This is a genomic window from Rickettsiella massiliensis 20B (assembly GCF_000257395.1).
In the GTDB taxonomy this organism is placed as follows: Bacteria; Pseudomonadota; Gammaproteobacteria; order Diplorickettsiales; family Diplorickettsiaceae; genus Diplorickettsia; species Diplorickettsia massiliensis.
Window position 1 is genome coordinate 24316 of record NZ_AJGC01000001.1, and the last position, 22300, is coordinate 46615.

24 protein-coding genes and 6 pseudogenes are annotated in these 22300 nt (G+C 41.1%); 18 read left to right on the top strand and 12 right to left on the bottom strand.

The annotated features are described in order from the left end of the window. Positions 1–264: 264 nt before the first annotated feature. On the bottom strand, positions 265–585 hold the full coding sequence (locus tag S3O_RS0100195; RefSeq protein ID WP_010597024.1) for a BON domain-containing protein: 321 nt from the start codon (positions 583–585) through the stop codon (positions 265–267). 409 nt (positions 586–994) lie between these two features. Beyond that, positions 995–1465 (bottom strand): single-stranded DNA-binding protein, encoded by a 471-nt coding sequence (gene ssb / locus S3O_RS0100205; protein ID WP_010597026.1) that lies wholly within the window; start codon positions 1463–1465, stop codon positions 995–997. A gap of 165 nt (positions 1466–1630) precedes the next feature. Here ssb and uvrA point away from each other — a divergent pair. After that, a pseudogene (gene uvrA, locus S3O_RS19965) lies at positions 1631–4369 on the top strand (excinuclease ABC subunit UvrA). 273 nt (positions 4370–4642) lie between these two features. On the opposite strand, the gene S3O_RS0100215 reads toward uvrA, so the two are convergent. The 7 genes and pseudogenes from S3O_RS0100215 to S3O_RS0100250 all read right to left on the bottom strand — a co-directional run bounded on the left by S3O_RS0100215 (position 4643) and on the right by S3O_RS0100250 (position 9674). Then, on the bottom strand, positions 4643–5368 hold the full coding sequence (locus tag S3O_RS0100215; RefSeq protein WP_010597030.1) for an outer membrane beta-barrel protein: 726 nt from the start codon (positions 5366–5368) through the stop codon (positions 4643–4645). A gap of 1026 nt (positions 5369–6394) precedes the next feature. Next, positions 6395–6769, bottom strand: coding sequence for an outer membrane beta-barrel protein (locus S3O_RS19280; RefSeq protein WP_010597031.1), 375 nt, complete (start codon positions 6767–6769; stop codon positions 6395–6397). Further along, on the bottom strand, positions 6745–7095 hold the full coding sequence (locus tag S3O_RS19285; RefSeq protein ID WP_010597032.1) for an outer membrane beta-barrel protein: 351 nt from the start codon (positions 7093–7095) through the stop codon (positions 6745–6747). Before S3O_RS19285 ends, S3O_RS19280 begins: the two co-directional genes overlap by 25 nt. A gap of 192 nt (positions 7096–7287) precedes the next feature. Then, entirely contained in the window at positions 7288–7857 is a 570-nt protein-coding gene (locus tag S3O_RS0100230; protein WP_010597033.1) for an outer membrane beta-barrel protein, read from the bottom strand. Positions 7858–8252: 395 nt separating this feature from the next. Beyond that, positions 8253–8819 (bottom strand): annotated as a pseudogene (locus S3O_RS0100240) (hypothetical protein); the annotation flags it as partial. 254 nt (positions 8820–9073) lie between these two features. After that, entirely contained in the window at positions 9074–9460 is a 387-nt protein-coding gene (locus S3O_RS0100245; RefSeq protein WP_010597035.1) for a porin family protein, read from the bottom strand. Continuing rightward, entirely contained in the window at positions 9450–9674 is a 225-nt protein-coding gene (locus S3O_RS0100250) for a hypothetical protein (protein WP_010597036.1), read from the bottom strand. Before S3O_RS0100250 ends, S3O_RS0100245 begins: the two co-directional genes overlap by 11 nt. Positions 9675–9794: 120 nt before the next feature. Between S3O_RS0100250 and S3O_RS18380 the strand changes: the two genes are divergently transcribed. From S3O_RS18380 to S3O_RS12925, 17 genes and pseudogenes are all read left to right on the top strand, one after another. Next, positions 9795–9959 carry a hypothetical protein gene (locus tag S3O_RS18380; RefSeq protein ID WP_010597037.1) on the top strand — a complete coding sequence of 55 codons (165 nt, stop codon included), beginning with the start codon at positions 9795–9797 and terminating at the stop codon, positions 9957–9959. Next, a complete protein-coding gene (locus S3O_RS12900; RefSeq protein WP_235776135.1) occupies positions 9920–10615 on the top strand; it encodes a 4-hydroxybenzoate octaprenyltransferase in 696 nt (231 codons plus the stop codon). Before S3O_RS18380 ends, S3O_RS12900 begins: the two co-directional genes overlap by 40 nt. A 48-nt stretch (positions 10616–10663) precedes the next feature. After that, positions 10664–11149 (top strand): pantetheine-phosphate adenylyltransferase, encoded by a 486-nt coding sequence (coaD, locus tag S3O_RS0100260; protein ID WP_010597039.1) that lies wholly within the window; start codon positions 10664–10666, stop codon positions 11147–11149. Positions 11150–11207: 58 nt separating this feature from the next. Then, entirely contained in the window at positions 11208–11480 is a 273-nt protein-coding gene (locus tag S3O_RS0100265) for a YfhL family 4Fe-4S dicluster ferredoxin (protein ID WP_010597040.1), read from the top strand. 100 nt (positions 11481–11580) lie between these two features. Further along, positions 11581–11757, top strand: coding sequence for a 50S ribosomal protein L32 (rpmF, locus tag S3O_RS0100270; protein WP_010597041.1), 177 nt, complete (start codon positions 11581–11583; stop codon positions 11755–11757). Positions 11758–11766: 9 nt separating this feature from the next. Next, positions 11767–12827: pseudogene (gene plsX, locus S3O_RS12905) on the top strand (phosphate acyltransferase PlsX). Beyond that, positions 12824–13774, top strand: a complete 951-nt coding sequence (locus S3O_RS0100280) for a beta-ketoacyl-ACP synthase III (protein ID WP_010597044.1) — start codon at positions 12824–12826, stop codon at positions 13772–13774. The pseudogene plsX and the gene S3O_RS0100280 overlap by 4 nt, the downstream one beginning before the upstream one ends. 51 nt (positions 13775–13825) lie before the next feature. Next, a complete protein-coding gene (gene fabD, locus S3O_RS0100285) occupies positions 13826–14761 on the top strand; it encodes an ACP S-malonyltransferase (protein ID WP_010597045.1) in 936 nt (311 codons plus the stop codon). Further along, a complete protein-coding gene (gene fabG / locus S3O_RS0100290; RefSeq protein WP_010597046.1) occupies positions 14758–15525 on the top strand; it encodes a 3-oxoacyl-ACP reductase FabG in 768 nt (255 codons plus the stop codon). Before fabD ends, fabG begins: the two co-directional genes overlap by 4 nt. A gap of 116 nt (positions 15526–15641) precedes the next feature. Further along, positions 15642–15935 (top strand): acyl carrier protein, encoded by a 294-nt coding sequence (gene acpP / locus S3O_RS0100295; RefSeq protein WP_050816812.1) that lies wholly within the window; start codon positions 15642–15644, stop codon positions 15933–15935. 33 nt (positions 15936–15968) lie between these two features. After that, positions 15969–17271 (top strand): annotated as a pseudogene (gene fabF, locus S3O_RS12910) (beta-ketoacyl-ACP synthase II). 5 nt (positions 17272–17276) lie between these two features. After that, entirely contained in the window at positions 17277–18380 is a 1104-nt protein-coding gene (gene mltG, locus S3O_RS0100305; protein ID WP_010597050.1) for an endolytic transglycosylase MltG, read from the top strand. 151 nt (positions 18381–18531) lie between these two features. Next, positions 18532–18945, top strand: a complete 414-nt coding sequence (gene tmk, locus S3O_RS17830) for a dTMP kinase (protein WP_050816813.1) — start codon at positions 18532–18534, stop codon at positions 18943–18945. Then, positions 18914–19168 (top strand): hypothetical protein, encoded by a 255-nt coding sequence (locus tag S3O_RS17835; protein WP_050816814.1) that lies wholly within the window; start codon positions 18914–18916, stop codon positions 19166–19168. Before tmk ends, S3O_RS17835 begins: the two co-directional genes overlap by 32 nt. Positions 19169–19246: 78 nt before the next feature. After that, a pseudogene (locus tag S3O_RS18385) lies at positions 19247–19687 on the top strand (AAA family ATPase). 24 nt (positions 19688–19711) lie between these two features. Continuing rightward, positions 19712–20200 carry a hypothetical protein gene (locus tag S3O_RS0100320; protein WP_010597052.1) on the top strand — a complete coding sequence of 163 codons (489 nt, stop codon included), beginning with the start codon at positions 19712–19714 and terminating at the stop codon, positions 20198–20200. Next, positions 20172–20953: pseudogene (locus S3O_RS12925) on the top strand (TatD family hydrolase). Before S3O_RS0100320 ends, S3O_RS12925 begins: the two are co-directional and overlap by 29 nt. Here the strand turns inward: S3O_RS12925 and folE are convergent. From folE to S3O_RS18390, 3 genes are read right to left on the bottom strand one after another with little or no spacing between them, the layout of a single operon-like run. Beyond that, complete coding sequence (gene folE, locus S3O_RS0100330) at positions 20922–21494, bottom strand: GTP cyclohydrolase I FolE (protein ID WP_029463553.1); 573 nt, start codon at positions 21492–21494, stop codon at positions 20922–20924. The pseudogene S3O_RS12925 and the gene folE overlap by 32 nt on opposite strands. Beyond that, positions 21478–22032 (bottom strand): MetQ/NlpA family ABC transporter substrate-binding protein, encoded by a 555-nt coding sequence (locus S3O_RS12930; RefSeq protein ID WP_010597056.1) that lies wholly within the window; start codon positions 22030–22032, stop codon positions 21478–21480. Before S3O_RS12930 ends, folE begins: the two co-directional genes overlap by 17 nt. Then, positions 21986–22279: a MetQ/NlpA family ABC transporter substrate-binding protein gene (locus tag S3O_RS18390; protein WP_010597057.1), complete on the bottom strand. Its 294-nt coding sequence runs from the start codon at positions 22277–22279 to the stop codon at positions 21986–21988. The genes S3O_RS12930 and S3O_RS18390 overlap by 47 nt, the downstream gene beginning before the upstream one ends. Positions 22280–22300 lie beyond the last annotated feature (21 nt).

Consider the following 22300-nt stretch of genomic DNA (forward strand, 5'->3'; position numbering starts at 1 on the left):
GCTCTAGGAACAGGCAAGCTACCTACTAGACTTTGGCTAATAACGTTGTTGGTATCAGTTGTTTGTGGGTAGTCTTCAATGACGAAATTGCCGGCTGTTAAGATAAAATCGGTTAAAGAAACATCGAATACACTTAAACGGTTCTGTGCGGAACAGACTATAGCGAATTGTTCACTAAAAAAATAATGAGAGTTTCTTTTTATTGAGCAAGCTATTTTTTAGAAACCCTCATCCGAAGTACAAAAAATAATAGAGGAAAACCGCTTATTTTTTTACAACAATTTCATTGTCGACATTGGTCACGCCTTCAACTTGTTTAGTTAAATTTTCAGCTTTTTGCTTTTGTCCTTCAGTTTCAACCGTACCACTTAATTTAATTCGACCGCGATCACTCATAACCGAAATACCTAAGCCTCTTATCTCTGGATCAGTTAATAATTTTGACTTTATTTTTAACGTAATCACACTGTTATCGACATATTGGCCAACAGAATCGGACTGCATGGCTTTATGGCTACTCATAGCGAATGTGCTCGTAATTGGAAAAATCATTAATCCAAGGATAATCCATAATTTTGTCTTCATGATGAGTTATACTCCTCTTCAAAAATAGAATCTTAATTCGTTTTTTCTATCGTACATCCAACAATACCGGTTTATTTGAATGCGTATTTGCGGATATAACAGGCCACGTATTTAAGTAACAAAAAATAACTAAAAAAGATAAAAAAATTGTTTTTTGTATCGTTGATAGATCCGCCTCTATCCAAAGAGTAGTTAAGTCATTCGATAAATCAAGTTGCGGTCCCGGAAAGTTTTCTTTTTTAAGAGTAACTGAAAAAATAGGAAAAGATTCACTCAAAACTGTGCATAAAGTAAACAGTTAGAAATGACAAAAATAGAAGGTACCACTCAGAAAAATGCAAAAGGCACCTAATCCCACTTTTTTAAAGTCAGGGGAAAAGGTGCGCTAATAGAAATTAAAATAGGCGATCTAAAAAGGAATATCGTCATCAAACACATCGGAGGAAGCTTCTGTTGAGGTAACCTTATTTGAGCGTCCTTCACTCCGTGAAGAGGAAAGCGTTGAGTGTGCTGTTGACATATTCTCCATAGGACTGATTCCACCACGACTATCTAGCATTTGTAAATCATTGCCGACAATTTCTGTGGTAAAGCGGTCCTGGCCGGTTTTATCTTGCCATTTGCGTGTTTGTAGGCGTCCCTCAATATAAACTTTTGATCCTTTTTTGAGATACTCCCCAGCAATTTCAGCAAGACGTTGAAATAAAACGACACGATGCCATTCGGTACGTTCTTGTTGTTCACCGGTTTGCTTATCTTTCCAACCTTCACTGGTCGCAATATTGAGTGTCGCGACAGCCGATCCGTTCGGCATATGACGTACTTCCGGATCGGCCCCCAGGTTGCCGATTAAGATGACTTTATTAATACCTCGCGCCATATTTGATCACTCCACCAAGGAACAGGAAAAACTCTAAGCCTTGATTCTAAAGGTTGTTTGGATAAAAAGAAAGTCAAGATTAACAAGTAAGGAGAGGTTTCTTTTCGGAATATTCAGAGTTATAGTGCCAACTTTATCTCCAACCTGTTCGCAGACAAGAACCCTATGGATATCATTCGAATTCGTGGTGCTCGTACCCATAACCTTAAAAATCTGGATCTTGAGATTCCTCGGGGACAACTCGTGGTAATCACCGGCTTATCCGGCTCCGGGAAATCGTCTCTCGCGTTTGATACCTTATACGCAGAGGGGCAGCGCCGTTATGTTGAATCCTTGTCTTCTTATGCGCGTCAGTTTTTATCAATGATGGAAAAGCCCGATGTTGACCAAATTGAAGGCTTGTCCCCGGCGATTGCCATTGACCAAAAATCGACCTCACATAATCCACGCTCTACGGTCGGGACGATCACGGAAATTTATGATTACTTACGAGTACTGTTTGCACGACTCGGTGAACCCCATTGTCCTGTACATCATACCAGTTTAGCTGCGCAAAGCGTCAGTCAAATGACCGATACGTTAATGGCTTTACCTCAGGAGACACGTCTTCTGTTACTTGCGCCGTTGATTCAGGAGCGTAAGGGGGAGCATAAACAACTTTTTGATCAATTACGCAGTCAGGGATATATTCGTGCACGCGTGGACGGTCAATTACAAGAATTGGATCAACTTTTACCGCTGAATCCTAAACAAAAACATACCATCGAAGCGGTGGTGGATCGGATTAAAATTAAACCAGAAAATCGTTTACGGTTAAGTGAGTCATTAGCCACCGCAACGGCGTTGAGTGAAGGCTTGGTTAAAGTGATTCAGCAAACCGATTCACCGCAAAAAAAAGCGAAAGAATGGCTTTTTTCAGAACGTTTTGCGTGCCCTCAGTGTGGCTATAGCCTCAGTGAGCTTAGCCCGCGCCTTTTTTCTTTTAATAACCCCTCCGGTGCTTGTACGCAATGCGATGGGCTAGGTTATGAACAAACCATGGATGTTGAGAAAATTCGGGCCCAGCCAATGAAAAGCTTAGCTGAGGGCGCACTCTCGGGTTGGCATGCACAAAATCCTTATTATTTTGCCTTACTCACTGCTTTAGCAAAACACTATGGTTTCTCATTAGATAAACCCTTTCAGAAGCTACCGCAGGCGATACAAAAACGGATTTTATATGGAACAGGAAAAGAAGAAATTGCTTTTCATTATGAATCCGAAAAGGGATTTTCTTTCCATAAAACTCGGCCGTTTGAAGGGGTGATTCCCATGATGCAACGCCGTTATCAAGAAACCGACTCAGACAGCGTTCGGGAGGAGCTTTCTCGATATTTAACCTTAAAACCTTGCGCAGATTGTGCAGGCATGCGCCTGAAAGAGGCGGCGCGTCATGTCTGGATTAATGGTCAAAATATTGCCCAGTGGGCCGCTTTACCCATTACAAAACTCTATACCTTACTCAATCAGTGGGCATTAACTGGGCAACACGCAGCAATAGCGAGTGGGTTAAAGAAAGAAATTGTTGAACGCTTGAGTTTTTTAATGGATGTGGGCTTAGACTACTTATCTTTGGATCGCAGTGCGAACACCTTATCAGGAGGCGAATCGCAACGTATTCGTCTTGCTAGCCAGATTGGTTCGGGGTTGGTCGGAGTGATGTATATTCTAGATGAACCTTCTATTGGCTTACATCAGCGAGATAATGACCGTTTACTCAGTACATTGATGCGCTTACGTGATTTAGGCAATACCGTGATTGTGGTCGAACACGATGAAGATGCGATACTTCATGCCGATCATTTAAATTGATATGGGGCCCGGTGCGGGAATCCATGGTGGGCAAGTGATTGCCCAAGGCTCTCCTGCGGCGATTATGCGGCATGCTGACTCGTTAACCGGGCAATATTTATCCGGGCAACGTCGGATTGCGATCCCTAAAAAGCGCCTCCCTTTTAATCGACAAAAGGCATTACACCTGATTGGTGCTTCGGGTAATAACCTCAAACAACTTGACGTTGAAATTCCTCTGGGGTTGATGACTTGTATTACCGGGGTCTCTGGATCAGGCAAATCGACGTTAATTAACGACACGCTCTATCCGATTGCGGCGCAAAAGCTCAATGCGGCGACCCTGATTCAGGCGGCACCTTACCAAAAAATAACTGGGCTCGAACAGTTAGACAAAGTAATTGATATTGATCAAAGCCCTATCGGACGAACACCTCGTTTAAAAGGAGGGCGTTGCGAAGCGTGTGAAGGAGATGGTGTCCTGAAAAGTTGAAATGCATTTTTTTAGCAGATGTCTACGTGCAGTGTGATCTTTGTAAAGGGCAACGTTATAATCGTGAAACGCTAGAAATTCAGTATAAAGGTAAAACGATTCACCAAATTTTAGAAATGACCGTAGAAGAGGCACATTCTTTTTTTAGTGCTATTCCAGTATTAGCCCGTAAGTTAGCGACGCTTATCGATGTGGGACTTTCATATATTCATTTAGGTCAAAGTGCAACCACGCTCTCTGGTGGCGAAGCACAACGTATTAAATTGGCCAAAGAATTAAGTAAGCGTGACACCGGGCGAACTTTGTATATTTTAGATGAGCCAACGACAGGACTCCATTTCTTTGACATCGAACAATTACTAAAAGTCTTGCATCGTTTACGTGATAAAGGCAATACCATTGTTGTCATCGAACATAATCTGGATGTCATCAAAACAGCGGATTGGATTATTGATCTAGGACCCGAAGGGGGAAGTAAGGGAGGCGAAATCGTGTGTGTTGGCACACCTGAGCAAGTGGCGAAAAATACCGCTTCGTTTACTGGTCAATTCTTAAAGCGCATTTTGTTAGGTAAAAAATGAGTTTATCTGCCGAAAAAAATGGCCGGCATGGTTAACGGTTAATCCTGATAACGAATCAAAAAAACATTACTTAAGGTTTTATCTTCTATAATGTTTTAATAATTTAATTAAAAAAATAATGGTTAAGAGATAAGGGATATTACGTTTAGTTAAAAACAGGGAGAAAACCAGTTAAAGCCTATTAAATAAAATATAGTAAAAATAAAAAAGCCTAGAGTAATCTAGGCTTTTTCTTGTTTAATCTAATGTTAACGTACTTAAATCAGGATTTTCTTAACCAAAGTTGTAAGAAACACCCGCTGCAACGAAGTCAACGTTGCCCACACGATTTTTACCAATCGTATGGATATGTGTCCAAGAGGTATCTATCGAAACATTTTGTGTGACGTCATAGCTAATACCAATAGCGACTTCAGGCGCCCATTGTGATCTTTTGATATTCGTCAGATCATTGACATTTAATTTTCCATTAATGTCAACAGGTATGGTTTTGTTTTTATTGAATTTACCGTTAAATTCAATGTCGTTTTTTAGGTAAGCAACACCAAGTTTTCCATAAAGATTCAAATTATTCGCAATAGGGATAATACCTTTTGCTGCGACATCAATCGCATATTGGTTTAATGTCAGATTAGCTTGAGCAATTTTCTTTCCAGCTTTGTCATTGAAAGAAAAGTTACCGCTTTTTCCTTGTTGAAGCTGAAGATAACCCATTTCAATCGCAAGGTTAGAGTTGAGCTGATAACCAATCGCTAAGCGGCCCGCTAAACCATTGTTTCCTGCGTTAGCTTTCCCACTAAATGTTGTGCTTTCGACACTAGGAAAAACATTAGAAATACCTGCTCCAATCTCGCTAGGATTAAATTTTGTTTTATTGTTCATCTGTGTTTGCGCATAGCCTAATTGACCGGTTACATATATACCTGGCACGGCGGCATTGGCTACAGCAATACCCAGTGCAGCACCAAACAGCGCTGTTGTGAGTACTTTTTTAAGCATTTGTTATTCTCCAAAGTAATAAGGTTATTTAACTAGTTAACCTGAGGGGTATTTAAACTATATTAATTTATATTGTCAATAATAAAATAATTTATTTATTAATTATTTTATCTGTTAATTATATTAAAGATATTCATTTAATAATATAATATTTAATAGATATAAAGTTTAATATGCAAATAATAAATTAATTAATATTTATTGATTTATTATCATCTATCAATAAATAATATAAATTAAATAATAAAAATACATTATGTCCTATTACATTTTTAGTAATCATTTTAAGAATAGAAACTAGACTACAACTTATAATTATAAATTCTCATCTTAAATAAAAGATAAACCTATTTTTAGAAAATTTTCTTTCAATATTTTTATCTAAAATTATTATCAAAATGTAAATTAAAATCTAGCAAAAACTAGACCTTGTGTATGAAGTAATGACTCATTATTTATAACAAAGGTCTTTTAAATAAGTGAAGAAGATTCATTTTGACGAGAGTGACTTCTTACTTGGGTGATTCTGATCGTGTGTCAACTATCTGTAAACATATTCAGTGCTAGCGAAAAGATAAAAACGATGAAAATAAATAATTTTCTAGTGTTTTCAGATAATAACAAAGAATCCTTTGTTAAATATAACCTTTATACTTATATATAAAAATTATTTTGTGAACTTTTTTAAATTTTATTAACCCTTACGGTGTCTGGTCATAGGATAGAAAGAACCATTTTATATTTTATAAAAGCGTCTACTTTTATAACTACGTACACTTTAACACTTAGAGGATAAATGTAATAAAATAGTTATTTAGACGATCGAAAACACAATGTTTATTAATAGGAAAGGACATGAGCGAGTAAAAAATCAAAGAATCTGTTATGAGTATGTTTTGCTAAGAGGAAGCGTTATTTTACGCTTAGAGGATCAGTAATATAACAAGAGTTCTAAATAAGAAAGCCCCTTGCAAGAAGGGGCTTTTGAGTAACAATTTTTATAACTTAATGGTTAGAAATGAATGATTAACCAAAGTTATAAGAAAGGCCAACTGCAGCAAAGTTGATATTGCCTGCACGGTTTTTACCAATAGTATGGATATGCGTCCAAGAAGTATCTATAGCAACGTTAGGCGTGATATCGTAACTCACCCCGACAGCGACTTCAGGCGCCCATTGGCGATTTTTAAAGCCAGCGGCATCATTAATGTCATAGCTAACTTTCTGATCTTTACCATTTTTACCGTCAATAGATAAATTGCTGGTCAGGTAAGCAACACCTAATTTGCCGTAGACATTAAAATTATTGCATATCGGTACAATACCTTTTGCCGCGAGGTCAAACGCATTCTGTGCGAATGTCATGGATGGATCTTTTAAATCAATGGCTGGATTACCCATTTTTGCACTCTCAAGGTAATTTTTTTTGAACCTAAGCGGAGATAACCCAATTCGACAGCAAAATTTTGATTAAACTGATAACCAATCGCTAAACGACCGGCTAAGCCATTATTTGCTAGATTTTTATCATTGCTATCTTTAAGTGTAAAAGAATCACCGGCAGGGAGGTTCTTTGAAATTGCGTCTAAGTCAGTTTTATGTTTCATATGCGTTTGTGCATAACCCAACTGACCCGTTACATAAACACCTGGCGCGGCGGCATTAGCTGCGGCAACACCCAGTGCAGAGGCACCAAACAGCGCTGTTATGAGTACTTTTTTAAGCATTTATTATTCTCCTACAAGAGGTTAACTAGTTAAACAAGGCCCTATTTAAGCGTTGGTAGTCTATCTTGTCAAGCAATGTTAACAAAAACTTATAAAGTGAAAACGATGTTTTTGTAGATTAATAGGGTTTAAAAATAAAAACCCCTTGTTTACAAGGGGTTTTTATCTCATGATCAGAGTAACTGATTACATTTAACCAAAGGTGTAATTAACACCGACAGCTAAGTAATTAATATTACTCGGGCGTTTGTTACCTACAGGATGAATATGCGTTAGTGAGGTATCTACTGCAATGCTGGGTGTTACATTGAAATCCATACCCACCGCAACTTCAGGTGCAAACTTGTGGCGTGCTATACCGTAATCATTATTTAACTCTCTAGTTCCATTATTAATGGTTTCGTTATAACGACTGGTGATATAAGCGACACCTGCTTTTCCATAAAGATTCACTCGTTCTGTAATCGGATAGCTCGCTTTACCGGCAAGATCAATTACGCTTTGTTGGTCAACTTTTTTGTAATCCTCGCTGGCTTCAGTCTTTTTTCTTAAGGCAAGATAACCGGCTTCTACAGCAAAGTTTTTATTGATTTGATAACCAATATTTACTCGGCCAGCGAGACCGTCATTATTAACAAAAAATGATTGATTTGGAACAGAAGATTCACCATAACCGACTTGCGCACCGACATATAAACCTGCAGGTAAACCGTGATGCTCTGAGGGGTTAGAAATGGTTTGTGCGGGCACCGTTGCTGACATGTCTTCTACGTTTGACGGTGCTTGTTCCGTTTTATTAGCTGATTTCAGCTTTTTTTTGTATGAGCGTGATGATGCGTTTTAGCATGAAGTGGCTTAGTTGCTGGCGTAGCGGTTGAAGCGACCTCCGCGTTGGCATTTACCAGCGCAAGAATGGAAACACCCAGCACGCTTGTCATTATTACTTTTTTCATCATTGTTATTATCTTCTCCAGAGAGATTTTCTAATCAGAAGAGGGTATTTAATCGTTTGTGAGGAAATTTGTCAATTTTTCTAGGATAAACAAGGTAAAACTGAAAGAAAAAAGCAGATTTTTGACTTTTCTAACCATCTTTTATTTATAAAAAGATCATTTATTAGATAAAAATATTAATTTAAGAAATAAATTTATCAGTTCTTAACCTAAATAATAGTACAATCCTAAAGAATAGAAATCGATGCTCGGCCGGTAGGGTAACCCACGAATGGCTTGTAGGCGATGCCAAGAAAAATCTACGGCAATTTCAGGAAAAATAGAATAACGAATACCTATTCCAAATATAGGTTCTAAGGTGGGTGGGTAACGTTTTCCCGCGAGGCTAAACTCGCTGGGTCCCGTAGTACCGGCCACATGGCCTCCGCCTTTTGTATTGCCAGGATGAAAATAGGCTACCCCGAGTGTGGCATATAGATTGAGATGGGGTTGAATCGGAATTATTTTTTTAGCTACCAAATCCCAGGCAAAGCCTTCAACATCACCATTCAAAGAATAGTGATCTGAGGTGACATACTCATCAAGAACAGTATGTTGTAGCGCTTGCCAACCCATTTCAACGGCCAAATCTGATTTAAATAGATAACTGATGCTCGCACGTGTTGAAGCAACAAAGTGTTGGAAATACGCTTGTGATGGAAACGGCACCCGATTTTTATAAACTTCAACTAGATCGTCTACCTTCATATGTGTATTGGCGTAACCATTTTGTAAACCGGTATATCAACCCGGTCGTTCGGCATGAGAGGATATCGATAAATTGATGAGAAGAAGTAAAGTAGCGCTGAGAACAGTGATTTTTTTAAATGAAGTCATCCGATTCTTCTTATCGTGTATGAAAAAAATGAAGCCAAATTATTTCGCTGTGAGCAAATATATGATTAATTAATGAATTTATTTAATCAATTTTAAAGCATAAGTAAACTTCGTATCAACCTATTTTTTTAAATAAATAGTTACGGTGGTTAACCAAAATAATAGGCGAAGCCAATCGAATAAAAGTCTGCGCTGGGTGTTTTATTATCGTTGCCGTGTAGATTTTGCAAGCGCATCCAAGACAAATCAATGGGTAGGCTGGGTGAGATATCATAACTTAAACCCAAGCCAAACACAGGATCCCAGCTGTCTGCATAATCCAAATAGTGGCGTTCATTAACAAACGCTTCGCCACTGGCTTTTAAACAAGCTAAACCGAGGCGACCATAAAAAGTGAGATTGGTTGACAGGGCTAACATCGGTTTAACCGCGATATCAATCGCTTTTTCCCCTAATGAAACTTCTTTATTCACATGGCCGCCCACCTGATAAAACCGTGCATTTGAAAATTGCAGATAGCCTAATTCAATGGCCATATTTTTGATTAAACTGATAACCCACTGCAAACCGACCACTTAAATCAGCGTGTTCTACCGATAAGGCCGCTGCATCTTGTTCATTGACATGGGTATTCCCTGAGCCGATCTGTCCTAGCAAATAGATGCCCGGAATACTCGCTTGCAGGGGAAGTGGAAGGCTAAAAAGTGTAGAACAACCAAAGAGTATGGTACGGATTTTTCTTGGTAACATGGTCAGTGAGCCTCCTGGCAAAACGAGCGTTTACGGGAACCTTTTTTATCGATATCTAAAAACCTATTCCATGAAGAGAGAGGATTTGCATTTAACAATGAGTATTATAGGATACCTTTTATGAACCAGCTATTTTCTCTCAAACCGTATGCACAGCTTTTGCGACTCCATCAACCGATTGGCACGCTCTTATTGCTTTGGCCAACGCTTTGGGCGCTTTGGATTGCAGGCAAGGGGCATCCCGGATGGGAAAATCTATTTTTTTTAGTAGCGGTGTTTTTTTGATGCGCTCGTTAGGGTGTGTTGCAAATGATATTGCGGATCGTAAATGGGATGGTCAAGTCAAACGTACCCAACAGCGCCCTTTAGCCACACAAGCAATTTCTTTAAACGCTGCGCTTGTTCTGCAGTTGAATCGTTTTACTTTTCAATTGGCATGGGTTGGTTTGGGATTAACCTTGATCTATCCTTACGCAAAACGTTTTACTTATTGGCCGCAAGTGATTCTCGGATTGACGTTTTCTTGGGGAATTCCGATGGCGTTTGCTGCACAAATCAATCAGGTCCCGCTTTTTGCATGGTTGCTTTATGTGAGTGCTTCGTCATGGCCGCTGGCTTATGATACGATTTATGCCATGGTCGATCGAGAAGACGACCAAAAAGTAGGGATTAAATCCACCGCAATTCGTCTTTATCAACGGGAAACCCAGTTTATTGCCGCTGTCCAAATGACATTTATTCTCAGTTTGTTTGGCTTAGGGCGATGGTTAGGTTTCTCCAGTGCGTATTACGTCGGTTTATTGGGTGCGACGGGATTATTCGTGTATCAACAGTATTTAATTCAAGAACGTATCCCGGAGCACTGTTTTAAAGCCTTTCTCAATAACGCGTGGGTAGGGGCGTTGATTTTTCTAGGGATTTATTTTGGGATGCCTTCCTAAAGGACGAACGTGAATCATCACTTAAACGACTTTTTTATTTATTTTTTTATGAAAAAAACAATTCTTTATCCAGGTACGTTTGATCCATTGACTAATGGTCATTATGATTTAATACAGCGTGCAAGCCGCTTATTTGATCGGGTTATCGTTGCGGTGGCTAAAGATTCGGGTAAAACGCCGTTATTTTCCTTTGAAAAACGAATTTTGCTCGCAAAACAAGGGCTCAGTAGCTTAAAAAATGTTGTCGTGCATGGTTTTTCAGGGCTCTTGGTGGATTGTGCCCGACAACATCAAGTACATCTATTGCTTCGGGGCTTAAGAGCCGTATCGGATTTTGAATACGAATTTCAGTTAGCCGGTATGAATCGTTGTCTTATGCCAGAACTGGAAACGTTGTTTTTGACACCGGCTGAAAAATACGCGTTTATCTCTGCACGTTTAGTGCGTGAGGTGGCCCGTTTAGGTGGAGATGTCCGGCCTTTTGTACCAGAAAATGTGGCGCAAGCGTTTGCAGAGCGAAATAATTCATATTGATACGGCTTTTTGTAGTAAAGTAGATCCATCATAATCAGGTAAAAAGGGGAAGTGTGTTGTGGCATTAGTAATCACTGATGAATGCATCAATTGTGATGTCTGTGATCCCGAATGTCCGAATCAAGCGATTTCGCAAGGTGAATGGATTTATGAAATTGACCCACAGCGTTGTACCGAATGTGTCGGTCATTTCGATGCACCACAGTGTGTCCAAGTTTGCCCGGCCGCGTGTATTATCAGTGACCCACAGCATCCAGAAACCCCGAGTCAATTGCGGCAAAAATATCAGGAGCTCATAGCCACTCAATTGGATAAAAAAACCAGCCACTAAGAAAGAGTGGGAGATTAAGTGGAAACGGAGTTGTTTTTTCCCTATTGAGCCCGCATAATACGCATCTTTCGCAATTCCTTAATTACTCAGAGGGCCTCTTATGGCAGTACAAAAATCACGAAAATCTCGTTCAAAACGAGGCATGCGTCGTGCACATGATGCATTAACTTCTCCTTCCTTGGCGATTGATTCGGCCAGTGGTGAAACCCATTTGCGTCATCATGTTACAAAAGATGGCTATTATCGTGGAAAAAAAGTACTAAAAGACAAGGAATAAGCTTCTTAAATGTCTTGTTATACCTTAGCGATTGATGCAATGGGGGGCGATTATGGCCCTTCTGTCACATTACCCGCCGCCTTGATGGCAATCAAAGCCGACCCGGCGCTGACAATTACCTTAGTCGGCAATGAGGCGGCTTTACAACAAGCGTTCACTCAGGCAACCCAGCAATCGGTTTGGCCAGAACGGCTAAAAATCCAAATGGCTTCCCAAGTGGTGGCCATGGATGAACCCCCAGCACAAGCCCTGCGTACGAAGAAAGACTCGTCTATGCGGGTCGCGATTAATCTTGTTAAATCTGGGCAAGCGCGGGCTTGTGTGAGTGCTGGAAATACTGGCGCATTGATGGCGACGGCCCGATTCGTGTTGGGTACCTTACCTGGAATTGATCGACCCGCTATTTCTGCAATGTTGCCTACGTTGCAAGAACAATCCAAAGTACGCATTCTCGATCTGGGTGCAAATGTTGATTCGCCACCTGAATCACTTTTGCAGTTTGCGGTGATGGGATCCGTTTTAAGCGAGTTTGTCGATAACATTCCTCATCCCCGTGTCGGCTTACTGAACATTGGGTCGGCTTACTGAACATTGGTTCTGAAGAAATTAAGGGAAATGAACAGGTTAAAAAAGCCGCTGAAATGCTTAAAAATAGCTCTATTCATTATATTGGGTATGTTGAAGGGGATGCGATCTACCAAGGCGTTGCTGATGTGATTGTTTGCGATGGTTTTGTCGGCAATGTGGCATTGAAGGTGACTGAAGGGGTAGCCCAGCTGATTGGGCATTATATCAAGCGTTCTTTTAGCCGTAATTGGTTTTCTAAGCTATCTGGGCTCTTGGCGTTACGTGTATTGCAGCATTTGCGAAAACAGGTGGATCCCGCACACTACAATGGTGCGAGTTTAATCGGTTTAAAAGGTACCGTAGTGAAAAGTCATGGTAGCGCAAATATTGTTGCGTTTAATAATGCAATTAATGAAGCCGTTTCTGAAGTTAAAAAAAATATTCCCGAACAAATTCAAGACCAAGTTTCTCGATTACTACGCGAATCGCGTGATACATTATGATTTTTTCAAAAATTGAAGGTACTGGGTCCTACCTGCCTAAAAATATTCTGACCAATGCCGATTTAATGGCAAAAGGGATAGAGACCTCCCATGAATGGATTGTTACGCGGACAGGGATTCATCAACGTCATGTTGTCAATGCAGAAGAGACAACGGCGACCATGGCCGTCGCCGCGGCGCAGCAGGCTTTATATGCGGCACAGTGCACGGCGCAAGAAATTGAACTCATTATTGTGGCCACCAGTACACCTGATCGTTTTTTTCCAAGTACTGCCTGTTTAGTTCAAGCCACTTTAGGGGTGGATGGTTGTCCAGCTTTTGATGTTGTGGCCGCATGTTCTGGTTTTAATTATGCGTTGAGTGTTGCGGATCAATTTATTCGTAATGGCCAGGTGAAAACGGCGTTAGTCATCGGCAGTGAAACCATGTCGAGTATTGTCAATTGGCAAGACCGCTCGACTTGTATCCTTTTTGGGGATGGCGCCGGCGCCGTTGTCTTAAAAGCGGCGTCGGAACCAGGCATTATCTCAACGCACCTGAAGGCGGCAGGTTCGCATAAAGATTTATTGTACTTAGGAACTGGATTACGCGATGAAGAAGCGTATTTAGTGATGGAAGGGCGTGAAATCTTTAAATTAGCCGTTAAGAATTTGAGTAGTATTTTGGATGAAACGTTGCAAGCCAATGGAATCAAACCAGAAGAAATCGATTGGCTCATTCCGCATCAAGCGAATTTACGTATTATTAAGGCGATGGCGCAAAAATTAGCGATGCCTATGGAAAAGGTTATTGTCACCGTCGACCAACATGGGAACACTTCGGCCGCCTCAATTCCGTTAGCTTTGGATCAATCAGTTCGGGATGGGCGCTTACAACGAGGACAGTTGTTTTTAATGGAAAGTTTTGGTGCCGGGCTTGCTTGGGGATCCGCTTTAGTACGTTACTAACACCTATGCGCTGTGCGTATATTTAAATAATCTCCAAATATAATAGAAATTATGTCAAAAAAAATTGCATTTGTTTTTCCAGGTCAAGGGTCACAATCGGTGGGTATGTTATCCGTTTTAGCAGCGAAACATCCCATTATTCAGGATACGTTTGCACAAGCTTCAGCCATATTGGGTTACGATCTTTGGCATTTAAGCCAGAATGGCCCAGAAGAAACGCTTAATCAAACTGAAATGACACAACCTATTTTATTTTGTGCAGATGTGGCGATTTGGCGATTATGGCAACAAGAAAAAGGTCCACAGCCTACATTAATGACTGGACACAGTTTAGGTGAATATGCCGCGTTAGCGTGTGCCGACGCAATCGATTTTGTGACAGGATTGCATCTTGTTAAGGAACGTGGGCGTTTGATGCAAGAAGCTGTTCCGGAAGGAAAGGGCGCAATGTTGGCGGTCATCGGATTGGATGTTGAACCCTTGCAGGCGCTTTGCCAAACGGTTGCGCAAGGTCAAGTGTTAGCGCCCGCAAATTACAATGCGCCCGGACAGATTGTGGTCGCAGGAGAAACGGAAGCGATTGAACGCTTATTTCTCGCGGCGAAACAGGCTGGAGCAAAGCTTGTTAAGCGTGTCGCGATGAGTGTGCCTTCGCATTGTGAGTTAATGAAACCGGCCGCACAAAAATTAGCGCATTATTTACAGGGAGTGACTATCCACACCCCTACGTTATCCGTACTCAATAATGTCGATATTCGTGTAGAGAGCAAATCAGAACGTATCAAAGACGCATTGGTACGCCAGCTCTATCATCCCATACGTTGGGTAGAGCTGGTTCAGTCTTGTGTAGCACAAGGTATTGAACTGATCGTAGAATGTGGACCCGCCAAAGTCTTGGCAGGATTAAATAAACGGATTACCTCGATTCCAACACTGTCTATTCAAGGGCCTGAAAGTTTTGCTTTGGCCTTACAGGAGAGTCAATGAACACGTTAGGTTTACAAAATAGAACCGCCTTAGTTACGGGTGCAAGCCGTGGGATTGGGCAGGCAATCGCCTTAGAATTAGCAAAGCAGGGTGCCCGCGTTGCGGGGACTGCGACAACGGAAGCCGGCGCACACGCGATCACTGATTTTTTTAAAAAGCACCATCTCTCTGGGCAAGGTTTTGTGTTAGACGTCAGTGATGCGCAATCAAGAGAACAGTTAGCCAATGAGATGAAGCATTTTGGTCAACCCGAAATTTTGGTGAATAATGCTGGGATTACGAATAATGCTGGGATTACGCGTGATACCCTTTTATTGCGCATGAATTCTGCACAATGGGATGCGGTGATTGCGACAAATTTAACAGCGGTTTTTCATTTAACACAATCATATTTAAAAAATATGCTCAAAACCCATTTTGGACGAATTATTAACATTGCTTCAATTGTTGGCAGTACAGGTAATCCCGGCCAAGCCAATTATGCCGCTGCCAAAGCTGGACTAATTGGCTTTACAAAAACCTTGGCACAGGAAGTGGCTTCCCGTAATATTACGGCCAATGTTATTGCACCAGGATTTATCGAAACCGATATGACGGCACAATTAACAGAGAAACAAAAAGAAGCGCTATTATTAAAAATTCCATCCGGTCGATTAGGTCAGCCGCAAGATATTGCACAAGCCTGTTTATTTTTGGCTTCATCCTGGGCAGGCTATATCACAGGACAAACACTGCATGTTAATGGCGGTATGTTCATGAATTGAACAAAACAAAAAGCACCGATCGATACGCTGATTTTTCGTTAAATAATAGCGTATTATTAAAAGTAACTTGTGTTCAGAATAAAATTGAATAAACTAACTACAGTTTTTATTACTATATGAGGAGAATTCTAGTGAGTGATAACGATAATTTTGTTGATATTGCAGATCGTGTTCGAAAGGTTGTCGTCACGCAATTGGGTGCCGAAGAAGACAATGTCACCTTAGAAAGTTCGTTTTCACGCGATCTGGGCGCAGACTCTTTAGATACGGTTGAGCTCGTTATGGCTTTCGAAGAAGAGTTTGATATGGAAATTCCAGATGCTGTTGCTGAAGAAATGTTCACCGTGCGTCACGTCTGCGATTACATTCAACAACATCTAGCTCAATCAACCAAAGCATCTGAAGAATAAATTGATAGCACAAGAGAATAGGGGAGCACAGTGATAAAAAAGCGACGAGTTGTAGTGACAGGTATTGGTATGGTGACTCCTTTGGGGCTCAATGTACCGACGACTTGGGAAGCGATACTGGCTGCGCGAAGTGGCGTTAAGCGGATTACTCAGTTTGATGCTTCCGAATTCTCTTGCCAATTTTCGGCAAGCGTTAAAAATTTTGATCCCTCTGCGGGTAATATTTCTCCTAAAGACGAGAAAAAAATGGATTTATTTATCCAATATGGTTTGGTTGCCGCGATGGAAGCTATTCAAGATGCGCAAATTGAATTAGATCCCCATTCTCGGGTCAGCGATAAAGTAAGTGATCGAATAGGTGTGGCAGTTGGTTCAGGGATTGGTGGTTTGGCGTTTATTGAAGAAAACCATACGCGTTTAGAAGGACAAGGTCCTCGTCGGGTGTCACCCTTTTTTATTCCTGGTGCGATTACAAATATGCTCTCCGGGCAAATTTCAATTCGTTATGGCTTCAAAGGACCCAATATTGCGGTGGTGACGGCTTGTACGACTGGAACCCATAATATTGGACTCGGTGCACGGAGTATTATTCACGGAGATGCGGATGTCATGATTGTGGGCGGCTCGGAAATGGCGACGACGCCACTGGGTTTAGCGGGATTTGCAGCGTGTCGTGCACTGTCTACCCAGAATGATCGCCCGCAGTTGGCAAGTCGACCTTGGGATAAAGATCGTGATAGGTTTTGTTCTAGGTGATGGTGCGGGTATTCTGGTATTAGAAGAATATGAACGTGCAAAACAACGTAATGCAAAGATTTACGCAGAATTAGTTGGTTTTGGCATGAGTGCCGATGCCTATCATATGACAAGCCCTTCTCCAGATGGACAAGGCGCAATGATAGCCATGCTCAATACGTTACATGATGCCAATATCGAAAAAGAAAAAGTGGCCTACATTAATGCGCATGCTACGTCAACGCCCTTAGGTGATGAGATCGAATTACGAGCGATTCGGCGAGTCTTTGGTGAGCATACAAAAAAAATGGCGATCAGTTCGACAAAATCGATGACTGGCCATCTTTTGGGTGCAGCAGGAGCGGTAGAGGCAATTTTTACGGTTTTAGCCCTTAAAGAACAAAAAGCACCGCCAACAATTAATTTACAAAATCCAGGTAATCCAACCACTTCAGCGGACCAAAATACCTCGGAAGAAGATTATCGAGAGATTAATTTTGTGCCTAATCGATATCAGGATTGGCCGATGGAGTATGCGCTGTCTAATTCCTTTGGATTTGGTGGAACCAACGCGTCATTACTTTTTGCACGTTGTTTTTAGGGGATATGTCTAAACGTAACCGTCTATTGATAGGGATTATTTTTTTAGTCGGTTTACTATTCCTTACTTATTTTACGGTACGCGCCTATCGTTTAATCACGACGCCCTTATCGCAACAACCCATACATTATCTTTTTGAGCCAGGTACTTCCGTACGTCGTCTTGCTGCGGATCTACAGCAACGACATTTATTTGAATCTCCACGCTTGTTTTTATTATTGGCTTATTTAAAGGGCGCGGCGGATCAATTAAAAGCAGGCGAATATTATTTTGACTCCGGGATTACGGCTTCCCAATTATTAGATCAAATGCGTGCTGGTCAAGTGATTGTCCATCGTTTTACAATTGTCGAAGGATGGACGCTTCAGCAATTGATTAAAGCATTACATACTTCTTCCTATATTCAATACTCCTCTCAAGAACGCTTGAGTCAACTGTTTGTGAACAGTGGTTTGCCGCGGCAAAATCCAGAAGGTTTATTTTTTCCAGCGACCTATTATTTTAGTGGTCAAACTACCGATTCTGATTTATTAAAACGTGCGCATCAACTTTTAGATAAAAAACTCAATGGAGCGTGGCAGCAACGTGCGGACCATTTACCGTATAAAACCCCTTATCAAGGGTTAATTGCCGCATCCTTAGTGGAAAAAGAAACGGCTTTACCCAAGGAGCGTCCGATGATTGCAGGGGTGATTGCGCGTCGGCTGGAAAAAGGTATTCCTTTGCAAATTGATGCAACGGTTATTTACGGTTTAGGTTCTGCTTATTTCGGTAAATTGACCAGTGATGATTTGAAAAAGGATACTCCTTATAATACCTATACGCGGCGTGGTTTACCGCCTACGCCTATTGCGATGCCGAGCTTAAATGCCATTGAAGCGGTTTTTCATCCGGATCAAAGCCAGAATTTGTATTTTGTTGCGAAGGGAGATGGATCACATCAATTTTCATCGGACTTGATTCAACATAATGAAGCCGTCAAGCGCTATCAGTTGGATAGACATTATCCCAATATTTTTCCCAAACGATTACGTTGTGAATCACAATGGTATTTAAGTAAAAAACTGAAATCCTTCTTTTGTCAGTTAGAAGTTTTCTGTTACAAATAATTCGGATCAGGCCTTATTGAATGCATTCTCAAAAAGCGCGTCTGCCAAATCAGTCGCACTGAAAAAAATGCCTTAAAAAAATCGTATTCATCAAACCATCCAGTGAGTAACACACCGCCATTGTTCGATCAGTAAGAGGATAGTGAATGCTATGAAAGAAAAAGACCAACCCAAGCCGGGTTTGTTGATTACATTAGAAGGTATCGAGGGGGCAGGTAAAAGTACACAGTTAAAATTTATTGAAGCCTATCTTAAACAGAACGCGATTCCTGTCAAAACAACGCGTGAACCGGGTGGCACTCCTCTAGGTGAATCGATTCGCCATTTAGTTTTACAACAAGGCACTCAGCAAGCGCCCATTACTAAGGAAGCTGAACTTTTACTTTTTTTTGCGGCGCGCGCCCAACATATTGAACAAGTGATTAAACCAGCCTTACAACAAGGCCAATGGGTGATTTGTGATCGTTTTACTGAAACGAGCTATGCTTATCAAGGGGGAGGACGAGGTTTGAATAGTCAAGTGATAGAGCAGCTTGAGCAGTGGATACAAAAGGCAACACGGTGATCGCATTGAGTCAGAAACACAAGATTTTTTTAATCGAGCACGCGCCACTTATTTAATGCGTGCCCGTAAAAAACCACATACGTATCAAATTTTGGATGCCTCATTATCTCAAGATGTGTTACAAAAACAACTCCAAGTGTTACTCGATAAGTTCATGACTATGTGGTTTGCGCAACCTGGGTTTCGCGGCTCAGTTCTAGGCAAAGCAGAAAAACTGGATTAACATAAATAAGTTTTTATCGCGACTTCAACACTTATTTTTATTCAAAAGGTTGGTCATTCAGACAATTTTATGCAAGCGATGTTTTCAGCTCCTTTACCTTGGCAACAGGCGCCATGGCAGCAACTTTGGCAGTCTGCGCAACATCAACGCTTGGCGCATGCTTTCCTTTTGTCTGGCCCCCCAGGGTTGGGCAAAACCCTATTTGCTGAGCAATTTGCGCAAGCCTTGCTTTGTACACAAAAACTGTCGAAGTCTCTATTGCGTGCCAGGATTGTCATAGTTGTCGTTTATTTCGTGCACACACACATCCTGATTACTTAGTCGTTACGCCTGAGAAAAGCGGTAAAAACCATTAAAATTGAACAAATTCGTACCGCAATCGATCGTTTAAATCAAACAACGCTTTCTTCTAAACAAATTTTAATCCTGTATCCTGCTGAAAAGTTGCTTAATGCGGCGGCGAATGCTTTATTGAAAAGTTTAGAGGAGCCGAGCCCGAATACTTTTTTTTATTATTGAGTGAGAAACCGGGTTTACTTTTACGTGGGGCAAGCATGGTTGAAGAAGCAGTGGCCCTCAGAGATCGATCACCTAGATGAAAGAGGGAGATTAGCCGATCACGCACCGTTACAAGTATTACATCACTTCAAAACAGGATTTTTTACGCAATACCAGGCGTTAGTGGCCGACTTGGTGGCCCTGATTCGCCAAGAACAGGATCCAATTCAGTTAGTTGAGCGTTATCTCAAGAAAGAAGAATGGGTTGAACTGCCAACGCAACTGATGCACATTACGCAGCGTATTTTGAGTCAGCAACTCGGGTTTTATCGGGCGGACTTACCTGTGGAACCGAATTTTGTTTATTTGGCGAATCATTGCCAACCACCTTTTTTACTATGTTATTTTGAGCAACTCTTGGATCGACAACGTCATCAGGCGATCAGTTTAAATCAACAGTTGATGTTAGAAGATCTTTTTTTAGCTTGGATACAACAGGACGCTTATGTTAGTCGATTCACATTGCCATCTTGATCGTCTGGATCTAGACCACTTTAAAAAAACGCTCCCCCAATTGTTAGAGGAAGCACGTCAGCAAGGTATTCTTCATTTTTTATGCGTTGCGATTGATTTAGAGCATTTTCCCCAAGTCTTAGCCATTGCGGAACAATTTCCAGATGTATCGGCGTCGGTAGGGATTCACCCAACGGAAACCTTTTATAGAGAGGAAATGCACGTCGCCGATCTGGTTACTCGAGCACGTCATCCTAAAGTGGTCGCAATAGGCGAAACCGGTTTGGATTACTATCGCGATCATACGCCTGAAACCAAAAAATACAGCAACTTCGGTTTCGCGAACACATCCAAGCGGCGCTTACGGTAAAAAAACCACTTATTATTCATACTCGTCAGGCGAGGGAAGATACGTTATCTATTTTGAAAGAGGAGGGTGCTCAACAAGTGGGTGGTGTTTTACATTGTTTTACAGAAGATTTAGCGATGGCCGAAGCGGCGATTGCCGAGGGATTTTATATTTCTTTTTCGGGTATTCTCACGTTTAAAAATGCACAAGCCTTACAGCAGGTTGCGCAAACGATTCCTTTGGATCGCATTTTAATTGAAACCGATGCACCCTATCTGACCCCTGATCCGTTTCGAGGTCGGGCCAATCAACCGGCTTATGTCCGTTATGTGGCGGAAAAGCTCGCTGAATTGCGTGGCCTTTCTTTTAATGAAGTGGCTGAAAAAACAACCGCTAATTTTTATCGTTTATTCTCTTGTCAGTGATAGGTGAAGTATTGAGTAAATGGAACAATTCATTCCGTTTTTCGGTATCATCTTGGAATAGGCCGAGCATGGCGGAAGTTTGAAAACGAGCGTGTTGTTTTTCAGAACGGAGCAGGGTCATGCACAGATGTTCAGCTTCCATAATAACGGCAACTCCGCGTGGGTTCAGATTAATCATCAATCCTTCGGCAATTTGCGTGGTTAGCTGTTCTTGTATTTGGAGGCGCCGCGCATAAAAATCAATAATCCGTGGAATTCGTGATACACCAATAATTTTACCTTGCGGAATAACATGACAATGTCCGATAAAAGGCAATATGTGATGTTCACATAAAGAAGAAAACTCAATATTCTTGAGAAGAATGATCTCTTGGCTCATTGAATCAAATAATCCATTTTTTAACAATTGATCCCAGGAATTGTCGGCGCCCGAAGTCAAATAACGTAACAATTGAGCGACTCGTTTGGGCGTTGCTTGTAAACCAGGGCGTTGTGGATTTTCACCTAATAATACAAGCAGCGCTTCAATATGTTTTTCGATGGGTAACTCTGCAGCGGCTTTTTAACCTCGGCGAGTGTAACGCCAAAATTAAGCGTTGTAATCGTGGATCGGTTTTATCTTTCTCTTTTACCACCAACAGATTCGTATAAATAGAATGTTTATCCTCAGAAAATAAGGCATCTTTCTTCAGTGATAAGTTTGCTAATAAAGCATAATTCATATTAATGACTGCGCAACTAACATCCGGAAGCGCACGGGGGAGCTGTGCGGCATCTAATTCTTTAAATTGGAGATGCTTCGGATTGGTTTGGATCGATTGCGGAGTTAAAAAACTACTAGTTTGTGAGTTAAGTTGAATTAAGCCGGCTTTTTGTAATAACAATAATGCCCGAGCTTCATTGCTCGGATCATTTGGAATAGCGACTATCGCGTTCGGTTTTAATTCAGACAACTGTTTTAATTTTTTGGAGTAAATACCCATCGGGTACGTGAAAAAAGGCGCGATGGCGACAATAGAATAGGCTTGATGATCAATTTCTTCTTTTAAAAAAAGGTTTATGTTGAAAAAGATTGGCATCGAGACTGCCGTCATTGAGTGCACGATTGGGTAGCGAATAATCGGAGAACTCAACTAAATGAAGTGATAAACCATAACGTTGTTGCGCAACCGTTTGCACGACCTTAAGTAATTGTGCTTCGGGTCCAGCAATGACCCCAACCGTAAGTGTATTAGGATCGTGTGTACGCGGCGTACAGCCAATTAAAGCCAAAAACAAAGCGATGGCTAAGCAAAACAGTCCTAAAAATCGATTTTTTGTATTCATAACACTACTTAATAAAAAAAG

Coding starts and splice junctions, on each gene's coding strand:
- S3O_RS0100195 (WP_010597024.1), bottom strand. CDS start 585: ATGAAGACAAAATTATGGATTATCCTTGGATTAATGATTTTTCCAATT.
- tmk (WP_050816813.1), top strand. CDS start 18,532: ATGAAAGAAAAAGACCAACCCAAGCCGGGTTTGTTGATTACATTAGAA.
- S3O_RS19285 (WP_010597032.1), bottom strand. CDS start 7,095: ATGCTTAAAAAAGTACTCATAACAGCGCTGTTTGGTGCCTCTGCACTG.
- mltG (WP_010597050.1), top strand. CDS start 17,277: ATGTCTAAACGTAACCGTCTATTGATAGGGATTATTTTTTTAGTCGGT.
- S3O_RS0100245 (WP_010597035.1), bottom strand. CDS start 9,460: ATGGCCATTGAATTAGGCTATCTGCAATTTTCAAATGCACGGTTTTAT.
- fabD (WP_010597045.1), top strand. CDS start 13,826: ATGTCAAAAAAAATTGCATTTGTTTTTCCAGGTCAAGGGTCACAATCG.
- ssb (WP_010597026.1), bottom strand. CDS start 1,465: ATGGCGCGAGGTATTAATAAAGTCATCTTAATCGGCAACCTGGGGGCC.
- S3O_RS18380 (WP_010597037.1), top strand. CDS start 9,795: ATGAACCAGCTATTTTCTCTCAAACCGTATGCACAGCTTTTGCGACTC.
- coaD (WP_010597039.1), top strand. CDS start 10,664: ATGAAAAAAACAATTCTTTATCCAGGTACGTTTGATCCATTGACTAAT.
- S3O_RS0100250 (WP_010597036.1), bottom strand. CDS start 9,674: ATGTTACCAAGAAAAATCCGTACCATACTCTTTGGTTGTTCTACACTT.
- S3O_RS12900 (WP_235776135.1), top strand. CDS start 9,920: ATGGGAAAATCTATTTTTTTTAGTAGCGGTGTTTTTTTGATGCGCTCG.
- fabG (WP_010597046.1), top strand. CDS start 14,758: ATGAACACGTTAGGTTTACAAAATAGAACCGCCTTAGTTACGGGTGCA.
- S3O_RS0100230 (WP_010597033.1), bottom strand. CDS start 7,857: ATGTCAGCAACGGTGCCCGCACAAACCATTTCTAACCCCTCAGAGCAT.
- rpmF (WP_010597041.1), top strand. CDS start 11,581: ATGGCAGTACAAAAATCACGAAAATCTCGTTCAAAACGAGGCATGCGT.
- S3O_RS18390 (WP_010597057.1), bottom strand. CDS start 22,279: ATGAATACAAAAAATCGATTTTTAGGACTGTTTTGCTTAGCCATCGCT.
- S3O_RS0100215 (WP_010597030.1), bottom strand. CDS start 5,368: ATGCTTAAAAAAGTACTCACAACAGCGCTGTTTGGTGCTGCACTGGGT.
- S3O_RS12930 (WP_010597056.1), bottom strand. CDS start 22,032: ATGCCAATCTTTTTCAACATAAACCTTTTTTTAAAAGAAGAAATTGAT.
- S3O_RS0100280 (WP_010597044.1), top strand. CDS start 12,824: ATGATTTTTTCAAAAATTGAAGGTACTGGGTCCTACCTGCCTAAAAAT.
- S3O_RS19280 (WP_010597031.1), bottom strand. CDS start 6,769: ATGGGTAATCCAGCCATTGATTTAAAAGATCCATCCATGACATTCGCA.
- acpP (WP_050816812.1), top strand. CDS start 15,642: ATGAGGAGAATTCTAGTGAGTGATAACGATAATTTTGTTGATATTGCA.